The sequence below is a fragment of the Brachybacterium sp. SGAir0954 genome (assembly GCF_005490785.1).
Lineage (GTDB): Bacteria > Actinomycetota > Actinomycetes > Actinomycetales > Dermabacteraceae > Brachybacterium > Brachybacterium rhamnosum.
On sequence record NZ_CP027295.1, the window covers coordinates 169584 to 188722 of the forward strand.

17 protein-coding genes are annotated in these 19139 nt (G+C 72.2%); 12 read left to right on the forward strand and 5 right to left on the reverse strand.

Annotated features, from left to right (window positions below):
* Nucleotides 1-31 precede the first annotated feature (31 nt).
* Complete coding sequence (locus tag C1N80_RS00705) at nucleotides 32-1345, reverse strand: MFS transporter (protein ID WP_205750657.1); 1314 nt, start codon at nucleotides 1343-1345, stop codon at nucleotides 32-34.
* A gap of 269 nt (nucleotides 1346-1614) precedes the next feature.
* On the opposite strand from C1N80_RS00705, the gene C1N80_RS15365 reads away from it, so the two are divergent.
* Entirely contained in the window at nucleotides 1615-2826 is a 1212-nt protein-coding gene (locus tag C1N80_RS15365; RefSeq protein ID WP_168197982.1) for an FAD-dependent oxidoreductase, read from the forward strand.
* A 24-nt stretch (nucleotides 2827-2850) separates the two neighbouring features.
* The gene (locus C1N80_RS00710; protein ID WP_137769005.1) at nucleotides 2851-3315 is read left to right on the forward strand and encodes a flavodoxin domain-containing protein; all 465 of its coding nucleotides are present in this window, start codon (nucleotides 2851-2853) and stop codon (nucleotides 3313-3315) included.
* A 29-nt stretch (nucleotides 3316-3344) separates the two neighbouring features.
* Here C1N80_RS00710 and C1N80_RS00715 read toward each other — a convergent pair whose 3' ends face one another.
* Both C1N80_RS00715 and C1N80_RS00720 read right to left on the reverse strand, forming a co-directional pair.
* Nucleotides 3345-4001, reverse strand: coding sequence for a TetR/AcrR family transcriptional regulator (locus tag C1N80_RS00715; RefSeq protein WP_240811180.1), 657 nt, complete (start codon nucleotides 3999-4001; stop codon nucleotides 3345-3347).
* 100 nt (nucleotides 4002-4101) lie between these two features.
* Nucleotides 4102-4707 carry a LysE/ArgO family amino acid transporter gene (locus C1N80_RS00720; protein ID WP_137769006.1) on the reverse strand — a complete coding sequence of 202 codons (606 nt, stop codon included), beginning with the start codon at nucleotides 4705-4707 and terminating at the stop codon, nucleotides 4102-4104.
* 85 nt (nucleotides 4708-4792) lie between these two features.
* On the opposite strand from C1N80_RS00720, the gene C1N80_RS00725 reads away from it, so the two are divergent.
* The 7 genes from C1N80_RS00725 to C1N80_RS00755 all read left to right on the forward strand — a co-directional run bounded on the left by C1N80_RS00725 (nucleotide 4793) and on the right by C1N80_RS00755 (nucleotide 11862).
* Complete coding sequence (locus tag C1N80_RS00725; RefSeq protein ID WP_137769007.1) at nucleotides 4793-5695, forward strand: ArgP/LysG family DNA-binding transcriptional regulator; 903 nt, start codon at nucleotides 4793-4795, stop codon at nucleotides 5693-5695.
* Nucleotides 5696-5819: 124 nt separating this feature from the next.
* Nucleotides 5820-6290, forward strand: a complete 471-nt coding sequence (locus C1N80_RS00730) for a hypothetical protein (RefSeq protein ID WP_137769008.1) — start codon at nucleotides 5820-5822, stop codon at nucleotides 6288-6290.
* A 190-nt stretch (nucleotides 6291-6480) separates the two neighbouring features.
* Nucleotides 6481-7515 carry a LacI family DNA-binding transcriptional regulator gene (locus tag C1N80_RS00735; RefSeq protein WP_137769009.1) on the forward strand — a complete coding sequence of 345 codons (1035 nt, stop codon included), beginning with the start codon at nucleotides 6481-6483 and terminating at the stop codon, nucleotides 7513-7515.
* 135 nt (nucleotides 7516-7650) lie between these two features.
* The gene (locus tag C1N80_RS00740) at nucleotides 7651-8952 is read left to right on the forward strand and encodes an extracellular solute-binding protein (RefSeq protein ID WP_137769010.1); all 1302 of its coding nucleotides are present in this window, start codon (nucleotides 7651-7653) and stop codon (nucleotides 8950-8952) included.
* Nucleotides 8949-9884 carry a carbohydrate ABC transporter permease gene (locus C1N80_RS00745; RefSeq protein WP_137769011.1) on the forward strand — a complete coding sequence of 312 codons (936 nt, stop codon included), beginning with the start codon at nucleotides 8949-8951 and terminating at the stop codon, nucleotides 9882-9884. Before C1N80_RS00740 ends, C1N80_RS00745 begins: the two co-directional genes overlap by 4 nt.
* Before the next feature lies 1 nt (nucleotide 9885).
* Nucleotides 9886-10809, forward strand: coding sequence for a carbohydrate ABC transporter permease (locus tag C1N80_RS00750; RefSeq protein WP_137769012.1), 924 nt, complete (start codon nucleotides 9886-9888; stop codon nucleotides 10807-10809).
* 57 nt (nucleotides 10810-10866) lie between these two features.
* Nucleotides 10867-11862, forward strand: coding sequence for a glycoside hydrolase family 130 protein (locus C1N80_RS00755; RefSeq protein ID WP_137769013.1), 996 nt, complete (start codon nucleotides 10867-10869; stop codon nucleotides 11860-11862).
* A 14-nt stretch (nucleotides 11863-11876) separates the two neighbouring features.
* Here C1N80_RS00755 and C1N80_RS00760 read toward each other — a convergent pair whose 3' ends face one another.
* Complete coding sequence (locus tag C1N80_RS00760; RefSeq protein ID WP_137769014.1) at nucleotides 11877-12782, reverse strand: hypothetical protein; 906 nt, start codon at nucleotides 12780-12782, stop codon at nucleotides 11877-11879.
* A 128-nt stretch (nucleotides 12783-12910) separates the two neighbouring features.
* On the reverse strand, nucleotides 12911-14692 hold the full coding sequence (locus C1N80_RS00765; RefSeq protein ID WP_137769015.1) for a glycoside hydrolase family 2 protein: 1782 nt from the start codon (nucleotides 14690-14692) through the stop codon (nucleotides 12911-12913).
* A 268-nt stretch (nucleotides 14693-14960) separates the two neighbouring features.
* Between C1N80_RS00765 and C1N80_RS00770 the strand changes: the two genes are divergently transcribed.
* The 3 genes from C1N80_RS00770 (at nucleotide 14961) to C1N80_RS00780 (ending at nucleotide 19139) form a co-directional block, all read left to right on the forward strand.
* The gene (locus C1N80_RS00770; protein WP_168197983.1) at nucleotides 14961-16190 is read left to right on the forward strand and encodes a LacI family DNA-binding transcriptional regulator; all 1230 of its coding nucleotides are present in this window, start codon (nucleotides 14961-14963) and stop codon (nucleotides 16188-16190) included.
* Between the two features lie 265 nt (nucleotides 16191-16455).
* Nucleotides 16456-18162 (forward strand): ABC transporter substrate-binding protein, encoded by a 1707-nt coding sequence (locus tag C1N80_RS00775; protein WP_240811181.1) that lies wholly within the window; start codon nucleotides 16456-16458, stop codon nucleotides 18160-18162.
* Nucleotides 18159-19139 (forward strand): ABC transporter permease, encoded by a 981-nt coding sequence (locus tag C1N80_RS00780; RefSeq protein ID WP_137769017.1) that lies wholly within the window; start codon nucleotides 18159-18161, stop codon nucleotides 19137-19139. The genes C1N80_RS00775 and C1N80_RS00780 overlap by 4 nt, the downstream gene beginning before the upstream one ends.

The window sequence follows — 19139 nt, forward strand, 5'->3', positions numbered from 1 at the left end:
GTGAGCGTAGCCGGGAAATGTTTCCGGCATGTCAACGCAGGGCGCCGACCTCCGCCGCGGGCTCCTCGCGAGCAGGCTCCTCGCCCGCCGAGCGGAACGACGGCGCCGCGGCGATGAGGATCGGGCCGGCGATCGCGATCGCGATGAGCAGCACGAGCGGGAGCAGCGGCATCCATGCGATGCCCAGCTCGCTCACGAGGAGCGTGATCCCGGCGGGTCCCACGAACATCCCGGCGACGCCGATCGAGTTCACGAGGCCGATGTTGCGACCGGAGTTCTCCGGGTCCAGGCGACCGGCCGCCGAGAGCATGAGCGGGACGATGCACGAGACGCCGAGGCCCACGAAGCCGAAGCCGATGAGCGCCTGCGCCGGGACCGCTGCGGTGAGCATGAGCGTCGCGCCGATCGCGCCGATCACGCCGCTCGCCGCCATGACCGCGCGCTGCCCGAACCGGGCGCTCAGGGCGTCGCCCAGCACGCGGCCGGCGAACTGCGCACCGGAGAACACGGTCACGGCGAGCGCGGCCACGCCCGGGGTGGTCTCGAGCGTGCGGCGCACGAACTCCTGACCCCAGTCGAAGGTCGCGCTCTCGGCGAGGTAGGAGACGAAGGCGAGGACGCCGAAGCCGATCATGACCGCGAGGGCCGCGGCCGCAGGGGCCCGCAGGCCGCCGCGGGCGTCGGCGCCGTCGGCGGCGGCGAGCTCGACCGGGGCGAGGTGCTCCTCGGGGCTCAGGTAGAGCCGACCGAACAGGAGCCCGAGCACGGACATCGTCACGCCGATCACGAGATAGGGCACGAGCGGGCTCTCGGTGAAGTGCTGGGCGAACGCGCTGCCCACGAAGCCGAAGACGAAGCCGCTCGCGGGGTAGGCGGCATGGAACATCGACATGATGGGGCGGCCGTAGTGCCGCTCCACCTGCACGCCGTTGACGTTGGCGACGACGTCGACGGAGCCGCGCGCCGCACCGATGAGGATGCCCGTGGCGAGCAGGCCCACCATCGAGCCCAGCAGCGAGAGCGGCAGGTACAGCAGCGGGTAGAGCACGAGCGAAGGGATCGCGACGCGGCGGGCTCCGAAGCGGTCGACGAGCGGGCCGGAGACGGCGCAGCCGATCGCGTTGCCGATGCCGATCGCGAGGGCGAGGGATCCGAAGGTCGCGTCGCCTGCGGCCCCCTCCCAGCCCTGCTCGGCCCGGAGGGAGGACGTGCTCGTGGACCACATGAGCATCACGGCGCCCATCTGGGCGAAGGCGAAGAAGGTCGCCCATCGTGACCATCTCATCCTGCGGGAGACCTGCTTCTTGGGGATTCTGATCTTCGACATGGCGGGCGTGTTCGACATCGGGGTTCCTCGTCTCAGTCGTGCGGCATCCGTGATCCGGAGCGCCGATGCCCGAGGAGCGGGGCGTCACCGCCGATGACCGGAGGGGATGCCGCGGTGGAGAGCTGAACTAACGCTCGTTAGCCTAAGGACGCCATGTTGCAGTCATGTTTCGAGCGAGGCCCCGGGAGGTAAATCCTCCGGGGGCGCCGAGCTGCGTCGACCCCGTAACCCGCCCGAAACACAGGGCCGCTAGCGTGGGACTAACGAACGTTAGGAAGGAGTCCCCGATGACAGCCACCACCGCTCCCACGGCACCGCCGCACCGCGTCGCGATCATCGGTGCCGGACCGACCGGGTGCTACACCGCCCAGGCCCTGCGCAAGATGATGCCGACGGCAGAGATCACGGTCCTCGACGCCAGCCCGCTCCCATACGGTCTCCTGCGCAACGGCATCGCCCCGGACCACCAGGGCATGAAGAGCGTGTCCCGCCAGTACGACCGGGTCTTCACCGCCGGCGGCGTGCGCTTCGTCGGCGGGGTCCGGCTCGGCGAGCACCTCATGCCGCAGGACCTCGCCGCCTTCGACGGCGTCGTCCTCGCGACGGGCCTCGAGCGGGACCGGATGCCCGCGGTGCCGATCGACCCGGCAGCCCGGGTCATCGGCGCCGGGCGGATCCTGCGCCTGCTCAACGGCGACCCCCGCCTCGCCGGCGACCCCCTCGGCGCGCTCGGCGAGGACCTCGTCGTCACCGGCACCGGGAACGTCGCCGTGGACCTGCTGCGCCTGGTCGCGAAGACCGACGCGGAGCTCGCCGGCTCCGACATCGTCGACGACGCCCGCGACCGCCTCGCCCTCGGCGCGGTCCGCAGCGTCACGGTGCTGGGCCGCGGGGCCCGGAGCGCGGCGCGCTGGGACGAGGCGATGATGACGGAGCTGTGCGCGCTGTCGAGCGTGCACGTCACGATCGACGGCGAGGTCGTCGCGGGAGACCCCTCCGCCCGGGTCCGCATCGACATCCGCTTCGACCAGCCCCTCGCGGCCGTCGAGGCGGAGGGCGGGAGCACCGTCGTCCGCACCACCACGGGCTCCACCTTCCGCGGCGACGCGCTGATCACCGCGCTCGGCTTCGTCTCCGCCGTCGACGACCTCATCGAGGAGACGGAGCGCGTGCTGCCCGTCGTCGTCCGCGCCGGCGGCAGCTCCACCGGGGCGCTCGGCAACCTCGCCCAGAACCGGATCGCTGCGAAGGACGCCGCCGCGCGGATCGTCGCGCTGCTCGCGAGCGACGACCGCCTGCCGCGGGACCTCCCCTCGCCCGCCGCCGCCCTCGCCCGCGGATGGACCTGCTTCGAGGACTGGCAGTCGCTGGACCGGATCGAGCGCGAGCGCGCCGGGGCCCACCGCTGCCGCCGGAAGCTCACCTCCGAGTCCGAGATCCGCAGCGCCCTGGCCACCTCGGGCGCCGTCCTCCCCCAGCTCGACGTCCGCACCGCCTGATCCCCACCCACCGAAGGAGACATCATGTTCACTGCACGCGTCCTGTACGGCACGGAATCCGGCAACGCGGAGATGGTCGCCGACGACGTCGCGGCCCTGCTCGTCGAGCGCGGCTTCGAGGTCGAGCCGGAGGAACTCTCCGACGTCGACCCCGCCACCCTCGAGCCCGGCCAGTTCGTCTTCCTCATCAGCTCCACCTACGAGGAGGGCGAGCTCCCCGCCTCCGCGCAGCCGTTCCACGAGGCCCTACTGGCCTCCCAGCCGGACCTCGGCGGCCTGCACGTCTTCGGCTTCGGCCTGGGCGACTCGAGCTACGAGCACTACGCCCGCGGGATCGACACCCTCACGGCCGCGCTCGCGAGCGCGGGGGCCATCGTCATGGGGGACAACGTCAAGCACGACGCCCTCACCGGGACCGACCCAGCGGAGGCGGGCGTCGTCTGGGCCGGCCAGGCGCTCGACGCGGTGCTCTCCTCGGCCATCGTCTGACGCGGCTCGGAGCGCGCCGTCGCCGGAGCTCAGACCCCGAGGAGCAGTCGGGACACGGCCACGGCGCGCCCGGCCTCGGCCTCGGGCGCCGCATCGGGCTCCGCCCAGCGGGTGGAGGCCTCGAGCAGCGCGACGACCTGGCGCACGGCGCGCTCCGGCTCCTCCACACCAAGGTCCGTCGCGGCGGCGAGGTAGAGCGCCTCGTGCAGGCCGGTCGAGAAGCGGACCTCCTCGCGCAGAGCCTCGGGGAAGATCGCAGACATGCGGTCGATCTGCACGAGGATGTCCCAGAGGTTGCTCTCGGGCAGGTTCGTCTGGCGGGTGAAGTGGAGGCGGACCATCGCGTCCCAGAACGCGTCCGCGTCCTGGTCGTCGTCGACGACCTCGAGCAGCGCCGTGCCGAAGCGATGGAAGTGCCAGCGCAGGGACTCTGCGACGATCTCGTCCTTGCCGCCGGGGAAGTGCGCGTAGAGGCTCGGCGCCTTCACCTCGACCTCACGGCCGATCATTCGCATGGTCACGGCGTCGAATCCGCGGGTCGTGGCGAGCGAGAGAAAGGCGTCGAGGATCCGCGCGCGGGAGGCGGACTGCCGGGACCAGTCCTGCGTGGCCAGGTGCTCCTCGAGCGCCGCTCGCGCGGAGTGGCGCCTGACGTCCTTCTGTGCTCGCGGGGTCGTCGCCGTCACGCAGGTTCCCTGTTCGTCGAGATCGGTGGAGTTCTGTGCGACCCGAACGAACGCGTGTTCGGGCCGCTCCGAGTCTACCGGCGGTCGGGAACGACGGCGGTCAGCCGGCCGCGAGCATCCCCGCGACCACGACCATCGTCACGGCGACGACCCCGTCGAGCACCCGCCACGAGCGCGGGCTCGAGAACAGCCGGCCCAGGCGCCGCGCGCCCACGCCGAGCGCCGTGAACCAGACGGTGCTGCCGGCCACGGCGCCGATCGCGAAGAGCCACGCCTGCCCGCCGTGGGTCGCGGCGATCGAGCCGAGCAGGAGCACGGTGTCGAGGTAGACGTGCGGGTTCAGCCAGGTCAGCGCCAGGGTCGTCGCGAGCACGGGGGCGAGGGCGCCGCGGTGGCCCCCGCCCGCCTCGATCTGCATCGACTCCCCACCGCGGATCGCACGGCGGGCGGCGAGGGCGGCGTAGGCGAGCAGGAACACGACCCCGGCCCAGCGGGCCACGACGACGACCTCCGGTGCGGCGCACACGAGGGCGCCGAGGCCGCCCGCGCCGGCGCTGATGAGCACCGCGTCGGAGACGATGCAGACGAGCACCACGGCGAGCACGTGCTCACGTCGGATGCCCTGGCGCAGCACGAAGACGTTCTGGGAGCCGATGGCGAGGATGAGGGAGAGGCCGGAGAGGAAGCCGTGGAGCGCGGGGGTCATCTGCTCGACGCTAGGGCCACTCGATCTGAAGCACCAGCGAGGATTCCTCACCCTCCTGAAGCAGCACTTCATTTAGGCTCGGCCCATGTCGATCGACCCGTCCCTCGCCCGGACCCTGCGGATCGTCGCAGAGGAGGGCACCCTCGAGGCCGCCGCCCGCCGCCAGCACATGACGCCGTCGGCCGTGAGCCAGCGGGTGAAGCAGCTCGAGCGGTCCGTGGGGCAGCGGCTGCTCGTGCGCGCGAAGCCCGTGCGGCTCACCGCGCCCGGCGAGGTGGTGGTGCGCCTCGCCCGCGCGCAGGCGCTCATGGAGGACGAGGCCCTCGCGGAGCTGGGCCTCGACGCGCAGGGCGAGCACCCGCGCATCGGGATCGCCGTCAGCTCCGACTCGCTCGCCACCTGGTTCGTCCCCGCGCTCGCCGCCTTCACCCGCGAGCACGACGCGCAGCTCGAGCTGCAGCGCGAGGACCAGGACGTCACCGCGCGACTGCTCACGAGCGGCGCGGCCCTCGCCGCCGTCACCTCCGCGCCCGTGGCCCCGCCCGGCTACCGCTCCCTGCCGCTCGGGAGCCTCGTCTACCGGGCCGTCGCCGCTCCCGTCTGGATCCGGCGCTGGGCCGGGGCCGACGGCGGCGCCGCCGTGACGCCCGAGGTGCTCGCCCGCGCCCCGCGCATCGACTACGACGGCTCCGACGACCTCCAGGCCGGCTGGCTGCGCGCCCGCGGCGTGGACCCGGCCCTCGCGCCGCGGCACCTCGTGCCCTCCACCCATGAGCTCGCGGACGCCGTCGTCGAGGGCCTCGGCTGGGCGATGCTGCTGACCATGCAGGCGGAGCCCCTGCTCACGAGCGGCGACCTCGTGGACCTCGGCGGGGAGCCCGTCACCACTCCCCTGTTCTGGCAGGTCGCGAAGGCGCCGTCGGCCCTGCTCGACGCGCTCACCGAGGCGGTGCTGCGCACGGCGCGGGACGAGCTGGCCCAGGGCTGAGCCGGGTGGTCGGGAGTCGGTGAGATCCGGGAGCCGACCGGAGGCAGGACGCCCCCGTCGGCTCCGTCCACATCGGGCCGTGCTCCGCGGCGCCGCCCTGCACCACCGGGCTACCGTCGACCTCGTGAACCGTCGCAGCGCCCTCCTGCTCACCGCCGCCGCGCTCCCCGCCCTGCTCCTCGCCGGCTGCGACGGCGCACCGGGGGAGGACGCCGCCCCGGCCGACGCCGCGGGGATCCTCGAGGCCGCGGGGCTCGCGGCACCGGGGGCCGGGGCGTCCGACGGCGCCCCGCCGACCGAGGCGACGGTCGAGGACGGGGTCCTCAAGGACGACGAGGCGTGGAGCAAGGTCGTCACCTTCTCCGGCAGTGCCGAGCAGATCGAGGCATGGGTCGAGGCGAGCTTCCCCGGCGGCATCGAGTCGATGGCGTACAAGGATGACCTCGCCGTGGCGGTCGAGCGACTCGGCGAGGGTGTGCAGAAGAAGGGCGATCGCCTGGCCGAGGGGGTCGAGGGCTCCACCGCCTTCGTCGTCGTGGTCGGCCAGGAGGCGGAGCCCGTGGTCCACGCGGCCGTCCGCCGCACCGGTCGCTGACCAGCACCGTTCTCTCCTCCGCAGCGCCCGCACGCCCTGCGGCGTCCGCGGCCGCGGTCTCCCCCGGGCGCCAACCTTCCTGACCGTCGCCTCTTGACACACTCTCTGCAAACCGGTTTGATGTCGTCTCGTCAAACCGGTTTGCGCCCGTCGGCCCCTCCGGGAACACCCACGAGGAGGAGGTGCCGCGATGACGCAGCATCGCAAGGCCACCATCGGTGACGTCGCCGAGCGCGCCGGCGTCACCAAGGCGACCGTCTCCCTCGCCTACTCCGGCAAGCGCCCGGTCTCCGAGGAGACCCGGCAGCGGATCTTCGCCGCCGCCGAGGAGCTGCAGTGGACCGCGAGCCACCGCGCCCGCGCCCTCGCCACCTCCCGCACCGGCGCGATCGGCCTGGTCGTCGCCCGTGACCCGGAGGTCCTCGCGACGGACGCGTTCTTCTCGAAGTTCATCTCCGGCTGCGAGCGCGTGCTCGCCGAGCACGACATGGGCCTGATGCTCCACGCCGTCACCACCCGTGTGGCCGAGCAGGGCGTCTACGAGCGGCTCGCCGCCGGCCGGGCCGACGGCGCGATCCTGCTCGACGTGCGCCAGGAGGATCCGCGCTTCGCCCTGGTCCGGCGCCTGGGCCTGCCCGCCGTGGTGCTCAGCGCGGAGGAGCCCACCGACGGCGAGACCGGTGGACTGCCCACCGTCTACTCCGACGACTCCCCCGCGATCGCCGAGATCGTGCGACTCATGGCCGAGGCCGGGCACACCCGGATCGCGCACGTCGCCGGGCCCTCCCCTTACATCCACGCCCGCATCCGCCGCGAGACGTTCACCGCCGCGATGGCCGAGCACGGGCTGGACGGCTCGCTCGTCGTGGAGGGCGCCTTCACCGCGGCCTCCGGCCGTGACGCGACCGCGCAGCTGCTCGACCTCGCCGAGCCGCCCACCGCGATCGTCTACGCGAACGACACGATGGCGATCTCCGGCCTCTCCCTCGCGCACAGCCGCGGTATCCGCGTGCCGGAGGAGCTGTCGATCTCCGGCTACGACGACTCCGAGCTCTCCGCCCATCTCTCCCCCGCCCTCACCACGGTGAGCACCGGGGCCGTGCAGCGCGGCGAGATCGCCGTGCGCACCCTGCTCGCCGCGCTCGACGGTGAGGAGCCCGGCGCCGTCCTCGCGGACCACACCGTCGTCGTCCCCCGCGGGAGCATCGCCGCCCCGCGACGCTGACCCCACTGCACTTTCCGCACCGCACCGCACCGCACCGCACCGCACCGACCACCTCAGCCGTATCCCGCCGGACAGAATCATCCCTGTTCAGCACCTCTATTTCAGCACCGCACCGTCGCACGTCTGGAGCCCACGATGACCCTCTCCCGCCGCACCTTCGCCACCGCCGCGCTCGCCACCCCGATCGCCGCCACCGCCCTCGCCGCCTGCGGCAACGGTGGCGGCGGTGGCGGGGCCGAGGCTCAGTCCTCCCGCGGCCCCGTGACGATCTGGCTGTCCAACAACGAGCAGGAGCTCGCCTGGGGCAAGGCCGCCGTCGAGGCCTGGAACAAGGACCACGCCGACGAGCAGGTCACCGCCCAGGAGATCCCCGCCGGGCAGAGCTCCGAGGAGGCCATCACCGCCGCGATCACCGCGGGCACCACCCCCGACCTCATCTTCAACATCTCCACCGCCGCCGCTCCCGCCTGGGTGCAGCAGGGCGGCCTCGTGGACCTCTCCACGTTCGAGGACGGCGCGAGCTACATCGAGGAGCGCACCGGCGCGGACGTCGCGAAGGGCTTCGCCGACGCGGACGGCAAGTACTACCTGCTGCCGTGGAAGTCGAACCCCGTCATGGTCATGTACAACAAGGACCTCTTCGAGAAGGCCGGCCTCGATCCGGAGAAGCCCGGCATGGACACCTTCGAGGGGTTCCTCGCCGGTTGCCGGAAGATCGTCGAGTCCGGCGCCGCGAAGTCCGCGATCTGGCCCGCGCCCACGAGCGAGTTCTTCCAGAGCTGGTTCGACTTCTACCCGCTCTACCTCGCCCAGACCGGCGGCACCCAGCTCGTCGAGGACGGCAAGGCCACCTTCGCCGACGAGGACGGCCTCGCCGTCGCGAACTTCTGGGCGCAGATCTACTCCGAGGGCCTCGCCCCGCAGGAGGCCTCCACCGACGACGCGATGGCGAAGCAGGCGACGGCGATGCAGGCCGCGGGCCCCTGGGCGATCGCCTCCTACAAGGACTCCTTCGCGCTGGGCCTGATGCCCGTCCCCACCGCGGAGGCGAAGGACCCCTCCGAGATCACGACCTACGCGGACTCCAAGAACGTCTCGATGTTCACCACCTCGAAGAACCAGGCGACCGCCTGGGACTTCCTGAAGTTCGCGACCTCCGAGGAGCAGGACGGCGCCTTCCTCGAGACGAGCGGGCAGATGCCGCTGCGCACCGACCTGGTGACCACCTACGCGGACTACTTCACGGATCACCCGGAGTACGCGGACTTCGCCGATCAGGCCTCCCGGGTGGTCGACGTCCCCAACGTGCCCAACTCGATCGAGGTGTGGCAGGCCTTCCGTGACCAGTACTCCTCCTCCGTCATCTTCGCGAAGTCCGACGTGGAGTCCGCCCTGCAGGCCGCGGCGGAGAAGATCGACCAGCTCGTCGCCGAATGAGCACCGCGACCACCCCCACGCCCGCCCGTCGGCCCGCCTCCCGCTCCCGGCTGCCGCTGGGTGGGAAGCTCGGCCCGCAGCCTCTGGGCCTGCTGCTCGCCGCGCCGTACGTCCTGTTCCTCGCCGCGGTGATGGCCTGGCCGCTGCTGCAGGCCGTCTGGATCTCCTTCCACGACTACTTCTTCACCGCCCCCACGGCGGTCGTGGAGCACCCTTTCGTGGGGTTCGAGAACTACGTGACCGCGGTGACGGACCCGCAGGTGCGGCAGTCGTTCGTGAACATCGCCGTCTTCCTCGTGATCAACGTGCCGCTCACCGCGATCCTCTCGCTCGTGCTCGCGAGCGCCCTGAACCGCGTGGTGCGCTTCGCCTCGGTGTTCCGGGTCGCGTTCTACGTCCCCTACGTCACCGCGAGCGTCTCGCTGATCGGCGTGTGGATGCTGCTGTTCTCCTCCGACGGGCTCGTCAACACGATCCTGGGCCCCCTCGCCCCGGACCCGTCGTGGCTGGTCAACAGCAGCCTCGCCATGCCGTCGATCGCGCTGTACGTGACGTGGAAGCAGCTGGGCTTCTACATCCTGCTGTACCTCGCGGCCCTGCAGAACATCCCGAAGGAGCTCTACGAGTCCGCGTCGATGGACGGCGCCGGCGCCATCGCCCGGTTCCGCCATGTGACCGTGCCCGGGGTGCGCTCCGTGACCGCCCTGGTGTTGATCCTCGCGATCATCACCGGCGCGAATCTCTTCACCGAGCCGTACCTGCTCACCAACGGCGGCGGGCCTGACGGCGCCTCCACGAGCCCGGTGCTGCTGATCTACCAGAAGGGCATCCAGCAGACGAACCCCGATGTGGCCTCCGCGATCGGAGTGCTCCTCGTGATCGGGATCGGACTGCTCTCGATGCTCGCCGCCCGCGCCGGGAAGGAGGACTGACATGCCCGGCCAGAAGACATCCGACGGTCCCGTCGACGCCAGGTCGGGAGCGGTGGCCGAGGTTGCCGAGCCGTCGGCCGCGCAGGCCCGCTCCGGCGCCCGCCGTTCGCGGATCGCCCTGTACGCGGTGCTCGCGCTCGTGGCCCTCGCCTTCGTGTTCCCGTTCTGGTTCATGGCCGTGGGCGCGTTCCAGGAGAACCCCACCTCCTCCCCGGCGGACCTGTTCCCCACCGGCGGCTGGACCACGCAGAACTTCACCGAGATCAACTCCAGGGTGAGCCTGCTGCGGTCCCTGCTGAACTCGCTGATATTCACCCTCGGTGTGCTCGCGGGGACGCTGACCTTCGGTCTGCTCGCCGGCTACGCGCTCTCTCGGCTGCGCTGGCGCGGCCGGGGCGCACTCTTCGCGATCATGCTGGGCGTCCAGGCGATCCCCTTCCAGCTCCTCATGATCCCGCTGTACGTGCAGGTCACCCGCACCTACGGACTGGGGGACACCTATCTGGGGATGATCCTGCCGTTCCTCATCAACACGACGGCCGTGTTCATCTTCAGGCAGTTCTTCCTGTCCCTGCCGGAGTCGCTGTTCGAGGCGGCGCGGATCGACGGCGCCTCCGAGCTGCGGATCCTGTTCTCGATCGCGGTGCCGCTCGTGAAGCCCGCGATCGCGACGGTCGCTCTGATCACCTTCATCGGTCCCTGGAACGAGTTCCTCTGGCCCTTCCTCATCACGAAGCAGGCGACGATGCAGCCGCTCGCCGTGGCGCTCGCGAACTACATCTCCAACGTCGCCCAGACGGCCGCGAACCCCAACGGCGCGATCCTCGCCGGGGCCGCGACCCTCGCCTTCCCCGTGGTGCTGCTGTTCGTCGTCTTCCAGCGGTTCTTCCGCGCCTCCGACGTCAGCTCCGGCATCAAGGGCTGACGCCCCCGCCCACCCGCACCACCGATCCATCCTCGACGCCCTACCCCTAGGAGAACCATGTCCACCGTGTCCCTCTTCGGCGGCGCCAGCTTCCCCCTCGGCCCGTTCGTCCCCCACGAGAGCAACCCGATCCTGCGCCCCAAGGGCGACTCGTGGGAGTCCGCGAACCTCTACAACCCGGCCGCGCTCGTCGTCGACGACCGGGTGGTGCTGCTCTACCGCGCCCATGCGGAGGACATCGTGTCCCACATCGGCATCGCGTTCTCCGACGACGGCGTCACCTTCGAGCGGGAGGACGCCCCGATCCTCTCCCCCGAGCACGACTACGAGCGGTTCGGCTGCGAGGACCCGCGGATCGCGTACATCGAGGGCACCTACTACCTCACCTACACCGGCTGGGACCGCACGAGCGCCCAGCTGTGCCTCGCCACCTCAACCGACCTGCGCTCCTGGACCAAGCACGGCCCGCTCTTCGAGGACTTCGACACCTTCGCGACCACGACGAACCCGCGCGGGCGCACCTGGTCCAAGGCCGGCGTCATCGTCCCCCGGCAGATCCAGGGGAAGTGGTGGATGTACTTCGGTGAGGGATCGATCTACTGGGCGACCAGCGATGACCTGATCCACTGGACGCCCGGGACGAGCGACCGCGAGCCGATGTACTCGCCCACGCCCGGCACCTTCGACGAGGCGCTCGTGGAGATCGGCACCTCCCCCGTGCTCACGGACAACGGGCTGCTCGTCATGCTCACCAACGGCGCGACCCGCACCGTCCACGAGGACGGCACCGTCGAGGTCGACTACCGCTGCGGCCAGATCGCGATCGACCCCGCCGAGCCCACCAAGGTCCTCGCCCGCCTGCAGGATCCGTGGCTGCGCCCGCAGACCTACGAGGACACCCACGGCCTGGTCTCCAACGTCACCTTCGTCGAGGGGCTCGTGAAGTTCCGCGACAGGTGGTTCGCCTACTACGGGCAGTCGGACACGACCCTCGCCGTCGCCATCGCAGATCCCGCGGTGCCCTTCGGCACGGGCCTGCAGGCCGACGGCTGACGGCGCACCGCCTCTCACCACATCCCCGCCTCGACCTCCGCGATCGCGGCGCGCAGCACGAGCGGCGCCCGGTAGCGGGTGGCGATGCCGGCCCGCACGGAGCGCTCGAGCTCGGGGTCGCCGCCCTCCGCGCTGAGCACGCCCCAGCGCACGAGGTCCTCGAGGACCGCGCCGAGGTGCGCGAGCTCCCGCAGCGCGGCCGGGTGGGGGTGCCCCGTGTACGGATCCAGCGGCACGGAGCGGATGGCGGGGTGCTGGAGCAGCCCGGCGAGGTACTCACACACCTGGCGGCAGTGGTCGAGGTCGCCGTCCATCGGCGCCCACGGCAGCAGCAGCCCCTCGGGCCGGGTGGCGAGGAGCAGCGCCTCGGTGAGGGGCTCGCGCGGGGAGTCCTCGGCGCGCAGCCACAGGTCGTGGCCCTGGCGCTGCAGGCGCTGGGCGAGGATCGCGGCGAGTCCGTCCCGCATCGCCTGGAGCATGGCCGTCCCGGCCGCGTCGCGGAGCGCCTCCCGGTCGGGGCAGAGGGCGGTGGGCTGCAGGACGTGGTCGACGATCTCCACCCAGCCGAGGCCCCGCAGCATCCGGGCCCGCTCGTCGAGCCCCGGCGCGGGGTCCCAGGTGCTCCAGCGGTCGCGGCGACGGGCCGGGCACCTGCCGCCGCGGCGGTAGGCACGGACGTCCGCGACGTAGAAGGTGCCGGTGCGGGTGACGCGGCGCCCCTCCCCCACGAAGTCGAGCAGGTCCTGCAGGTGACCGGGCCAGTCGAAGGCGGGGAGCTGACTGCGCAGGAGCGCCCGCCCCTCGGGGTCGTCGGGGTCGACGGCCTCGGGGACCGGCACGTCACCCAGGAACCAGGGGCGCGGGGCGGGACGGGGGGCGTCGGCGGCGGGGGCGCCGTCGGAGTGGTCGATGAGTGTCATGCCCAGACCCTCGTCCCGCCCGCACCGGCGGGCCAGCGGGCACCGAGAGTTGTGGACCCCGCCCCGCTGGGGAGGAACGACCGCGGGGCCCGGGGCCCCGCGGCTCGGTGGGCCCCGGCCCGCTCTTCTCAGCCCTCCTGGCGACCCATCACGAACGCCCTGATCACGGCCGGGTCGAGCTTCGGGTTGCGGTCGGCGTCGGCGAGGCCGTTCGCCTCCTGCAGGGTGTCGGTGAGCTGGGTGTAGCAGAACCCGGTGACGACCTCGCTCGCATGGAGCGCATCGAAGAGCGAGGCGACCTTCTCCCGGTACTCCTCCGGCGACGAGACCGTCGCGTAGCCCCAGGTGCCCTGGGCGGCGTAGGCGATGCCGCCGAACTCGGTGACCATGACCGGGGCGCCCTCGTGGACGTCCACGGCGGCGTCGTCGATCGGTCGGCGACGCTGCGGGCCGCGGCCGGCGATCAGCGCGGAGGCGGAGTCCGCGCTCGCCCAGGAGCGGCGCAGGGCGTCGGCGTCCGTCGTGTAGTCGTGCAGGGCGATGACGTCCCCGCCCATGAGCTCGTACCCGTCGTTGGAGACGACGGGCCGGCTCGGGTCCAGGGCCTTCGTGAGCGCGGTCAGGGCGATGGTGAGCTGGCGCTGCGGGAGCGAGCCGGCGAGATCGCGCACGCCCCAGGACTCGTTGACGGGCACCCAGGTGACGACGCTCGGGTGCGGCCGGCACTGTTCCACGATCTCCGACCACTCCGCGGTGATCAGGGACGCCGCGCGAGGGCTGTAGGCATAGGCGTTCGCAGTCTCGCCCCAGATCAGCAGGCCCAGCTCGTCCGCCCAGCGCAGGAACCGCGGGTCCTCGACCTTCTGGTGGATGCGGGCGGCGTTGAAGCCGAGCTCCTTGATGAGCTCCACCTCGCGGCGCCGGGCGTCCTCGCTGGGCGCGGTGAGGTGGGAGGTGGGCCAGTAGCCCTGCTCGAGCACGGAGCGCACGTAGTACGGCTCGCCGTTGAGCAGGAAGTGCCCGCGGTCGATCCCCGTGGTGCGCAGGCCCAGGTAACTCGCGGCTTCGTCGCGCACCTTGCCGCCCTCGAGCACCTGCAGGTCCACGTCCACGAGCGCCGGATGCTCGGGGCTCCACAGCAGGCGGTCGCGGTCCTGCGTGTTGCGCACGGCGGGCACGTCGACCACGAGCTCGACGCGGGTCTCGTGCGCGCTCACCTCGACGCTCCCGAGCGTCTCCTCCCCCGCGCGGAGCGACGCCCGCACGGTCGTGCCCGGGGCGGGGCGGCGGGCGAGGCGCACGCTCAGCTCGACGCGGGCGCGCGGCATGTCGAAGGTGCTGTGCACGGCGGTGACGTGCTGCTCGGCGACCTCCTCGAGCCACACGGAGCGCCAGATGCCGGTGGAGCGGTGATACCAGATGCCGTGCGGCTCCTCGCGCCAGTCCTGCTTGCCGCGCGGCTGCTCGGGGTCGAGCGGGTCGTCGAGCGCGCGCACCACGAGCACGTGCTCCTCCCCCGCATCGAGCAGGTCGGTGAGGTCGAGGGTGAAGGTCGTCTGCCCGCCGACGTGGCGGCCCACGTGGTGGCCGTCGACCCAGACGTCCGCCTCGTGGTCGACCGCGCCGAGGTGGAGGAGGGTGCGGTGCCCGGGCTGCGGGGCGGCGGTGATCGTGCGGCGGTACCAGAGCACGGGGTGGAAGGCCGTGTCGTGGATGCCGGAGGCCTCGCTCTCCGGCACGAAGGGCACGGTGATCTCGCGGTCGAAGCGGCCCGCGGCCTCGGGGGCGTACCAGCGCTCGGCGAGGCCGCGGTCCTCGTCGTCATGGGCGAAGCCCCACGCGCCGTCGAGGTCCGTCCAGGCCTCGCGGCGCAGGGTGGGGCGGGGATGGGCGGCGGCGGGCGTCGTCATGGCGGAGCATCCTTAGCACGTGGGAATCGACGGTCGCTCCAGCGTAGCGGTCACACCTCCGAAGCGCTGGACGGGACCTGCACGGCGGGCGGCGGATCCGCCCGGGAGCGACGGGACCACATCCGGCCCCCAGCGACGGCCCGGCCCGCGACCGGATCGCGACCGGACCGCTCGACCCGGGACCCGCGGGCGCAGGGTCAGGTACGGTGCCCTAGCCCGACCCGTGCCCCTCCCCCGTGCGGCTCCTCAGCGAAAGGCGATGCCCGGCGTGCCCGAGAGCAAGTCCCCGACCGTCTACGACGTCGCGCGCCAGGCCGAGGTCTCGATCGCGACGGTCTCCCGCGTGCTGCGGCGGCCGGACAAGGTCGCCGCCGCGACCCGCGAGCGCGTGATGGCCGCGGTGCAGCAGCTGGGCTACGTCCCCAATGCGAGCGCGCGCGGTCTCGCGGGTCGCCGCACCGGCGTGCTCGGCCTGCTCATCCCGGGCCACGACCTGCCCACCACGAGCGACCGGGAGGACGCCCGCTCCGCCACCGGCGAGGTCGCCTTCATCGACGACCGGGACGGCTCGGCCGCGGATCCGTTCCGCAACCGTTACTTCGAGCAGCTCGTGCGCGGGGCCGAGGCCGCCGCCTGGCGCGAGGGCTACGCACTCATGGTCGCCGCCGGCCGGGACATGGGCCGCGAGGTGGTCATGCACGACCTCGCAGGGCGGGTCGACGGACTCGCCGCCGTCTCCCGCACCGTGCCGGACGAGCTGCTGCGCACGAGCATCGGCCGCACGCCGCTCGTGCTGGTGGCGGGGCACAGCACGGCCGACGGCGACGGGGCCGACGGCGGCGGCGAGGGAGCAGACAGAGCCGAGGGGGCCGACGTAACCGACGGCACCGTGGACGGGGTGGGGCCCCGGGGCGCCATCGGCACCACGGCCGACGCCGTGCGGGTGGACAACCGGGGCGGCATGCGCGCGCTCGTGGAGCACGTGCTGACTGTGAAGCCGCCGGGGCCGGTGCTCTACCTCGCCGGCCCGCCCGACTCCCCCGACGCCGCCGGCCGCGCCGCGGGGTTCCGGGACGCGATCGGCGGGGACGGCGCCGGCGGCGACGGCGGTACCGGCCGGGACGGCACCGCCTGGACCGAGCTCCTCGGCGACTTCACCTGGCAGGGCGGACATGACGCCGTCGCCGCTCACCTCGAGCAGGACACCCCCGCCGCGGTGATCGCCGCGAACGACCAGAGCGCCCTGGGCGCGCTCGCCGCGCTGCGCGAGGGCGGGGTGGACGTGCCCGGCACCTGCGTGGTGACGGGCTTCGACGGCATCGACGAGTCGCGGTGGAGCACGCCCGCGCTCACCACGGTGCGCCAGCCGATGCTCGACCTGGGCGTGCGGGCGGTGGAGCTGCTGCTGCGCCGCATCGCCGATCCAGGAGCGCCGGCGACGGAGCTCCTGCTGCCGGTGGACGTGCTGCTGCGCCACAGCTGCGGCCCGCACCGCTGAGCCCAGCAGCGCCGGACCTCACACCGGTGAGCCCTGCCCGTTCCGCAGGATCCGCAGGCCCGTCGCGTGAACGCTCCCCCGGCGCGCGACCTCGTCGTCGATACGTCTCGTCCACGCCTCGGTTCCCTGAGTTGCGCTCTCGATGTAAGCGCATACACTCGTCGGGCGCCGTGCGCCGGACCCCGATCCCGGGAGCCCGCGACACCGGCGCCTCGGCCGCCGACCGGCGGCATGTTCGTACGACGGCGTGAGGACGTGACACCCCGTGGCTTCCACACCACCACCCCGGCCGGGCCTGCCGGGAACCCTCGACCACGCGGCGCCGCTGCGCCGCCGCACCCTCCTGGGCGGCACCGCGCTCGCGGCCGGGCTCCTCGCGAGCGGCTGCAGCCTGCAGATCACCAGCAAGCCCGATCCCACGATCGGTGACGACACCCTGCTGATCGCCGGGGACAAGGGCACGCCCACGTTCACCGCGAACTTCAACCCCTTCAACGCGAACGCCCGCAAGGCCGCCGCGATCGTCTACGAGCCCCTGATCTGGATCAACCCCCTGGACGGCACGCTCGTGCCGTGGCTCGCCGAGAGCTGGGAGCAGCCGGACCCGCAGAAGATCGTGCTGACGCTGCGCAGCGGCGCCACCTGGCACGACGGCACCCCGCTCACCACCGGGGACGTGGACTACACCTTCCGGATGCTCAAGGAGCACCCCGCCAACGACACCGGCGGCGTCTGGAGCCGCGTCGACACCGTCGAGACGACGGACTCCACCATCGAGATCACGCTGCTCGCCCCGGACTCCCCCGCCCTGCCCGTCATCGGCGCGATGCTCATCGTCCCCGAGCACATCTGGGCCGACGTCGAGGACCCCTCGACCTGGCGCAACGAGGAGCCCGTCGGCTCCGGCCCGTTCCAGCTCGGCAACTTCACCTCCCTCCAGTACACGCTCGACCGCTACGCGGGCTACTGGCAGGCGGACCAGATCGACGTCGAGCACCTCGTCTACCCCGCCGCGAGCGAGGAGATGGACCTGGTCACGAAGGGCTACGACTGGGCGTACGCCTACATGAGCGACGTCGAGAACACCTGGATGGCCGCGAACCCGCACAACAGGTACTGGTTCCCGCCGGGCGGCATCATCGGCCTCCACCTCAACCACGACGTCGCCCCCTTCGACGACCTCGACGTGCGGCGCGGCCTGTCCCTCGCGCTCGACGGCAAGCAGGTGGGCGAGGTCGCCGCGGAGGGCTACATGGACGAGGCCAGCCAGTCCGGCCTGCTCCTGCCCAACCAGGAGGACCTCCTGAACCCGGAGATCCCGGACCGCGGCATCATCGCCCGGGACGCCGACGCCGCGATCGCCGCCTTCGAGAAGGCCGGCTTCCAGCACGACGGCACGACCCTGCGCACGGCCGACGGCGAGCCCTTCACCTTCGCCATCACGACCGCGAACGGCTACACCGACTGGCTGCGCGCGGCCCAGGAGGTCCAGCGCCAGCTGCGCGGCGTGGGCATCGAGGCGACCATCGAGACGCCGCAGCCCGCGGCCTACGAGGCGAACCTGACCAGCGGCGACTTCGCCGTCGCGATGGGCTCCTCCAACGGGTCCGACGCCTTCCAGGGCTACTCCAACCTCCTGTGGGGCGAGTACTACGCGCCCGTCGGCGAGGCGAGCCAGAACAACCGGATCCGCTACCGCAACGACGAGGTCGACCAGCTCATCGGCGACTACCGCGCGAGCGTCGACGAGGACGAGCAGGCCCGCATCCTGCAGCAGCTCGAGAAGATCTTCTACGACGACCTCCCCGTCATCGCCCTCTACTACGGCGGCCTCTGGGGCCTGTACAACGACGGCCGCTTCACCGGCTGGCCCAGCGCGGAGGACCCCTACGCGCCCCTGCAGACCTACCAGTCCTCTCCGCTGCGCGTCCTCACCCGGGTGCGCCGCGTCCGGAACGGAGGCGCCTCATGAGGTACATGCTCCAGCGCGCGGGGTGGTTCCTGCTGACCCTCTGGGCGGCGATCACCCTAAACTTCCTGCTGCCGCGCATGATGCCCGGCTCCCCGGCGGACGCCGCCCTCGCGAAGCTCGCGCAGAACGGCCCCGTCACCGAACAGACCCGCAAGGCCGTCGAGGCGCAGCTCGGCGTGCCCGACGGCAACCTGCTCCAGCAGTACCTCGACTACCTCCACCAGGTCGTCACGCTCGACTTCGGCGTCTCCTACGCCTTCTACCCCGAGCCCGTGACGGGCCTGGTCCTCCAGGCCCTGCCCTACACGCTCATCCTCGTGGGGCTCGTGACGATCGCGGCGTTCGTGATCGGCACCCTGCTGGGCGTGCTCGCCGCCTGGAAGCGGGGCACCTGGATGGACGCCCTGCCCGCCGTGGGCGGCAGCTTCCTGGGGACCTTCCCCTACTTCTGGACCGCCCTGCTGCTGCTGTTCTTCCTCGGCTACGTCGGCCACCTGTTCCCCACCTTCGGCGCCTACTCGGCGACCACGGTCCCCGGGTTCAGCTGGGCGTTCATCGAGGACGCGCTCTACCACGCGGCGCTCCCCGCGACGACGATGCTGGTCACCTCCCTCGGCGGCTGGATCATCGGCATGCGCAACGCGATGATCACGACCCTCGGCGAGGACCACGTGACCTTCGCGGAGGCCAACGGCATCCCCGGTCGCACCGTCGCCCTGAAGTACGCGGCGCGCAACGCGATCCTCCCGAACCTCACGGGCTTCGGCATGGCGCTCGGCGGCGTGGTCGGCGGCTCCGTGCTCGTCGAGCAGGTCTTCGGCTACCCGGGCATCGGCTTCCTGCTGTTCAACGCCGTCACCGGCCAGGACTACCCGCTGATGCAGGCGATCTTCCTGATGATCACCGTGAGCGTCCTGGTCGCGAACCTGCTCGTGGACATCATGTACGGCATTCTCGACCCGAGGACGAGGCGATGA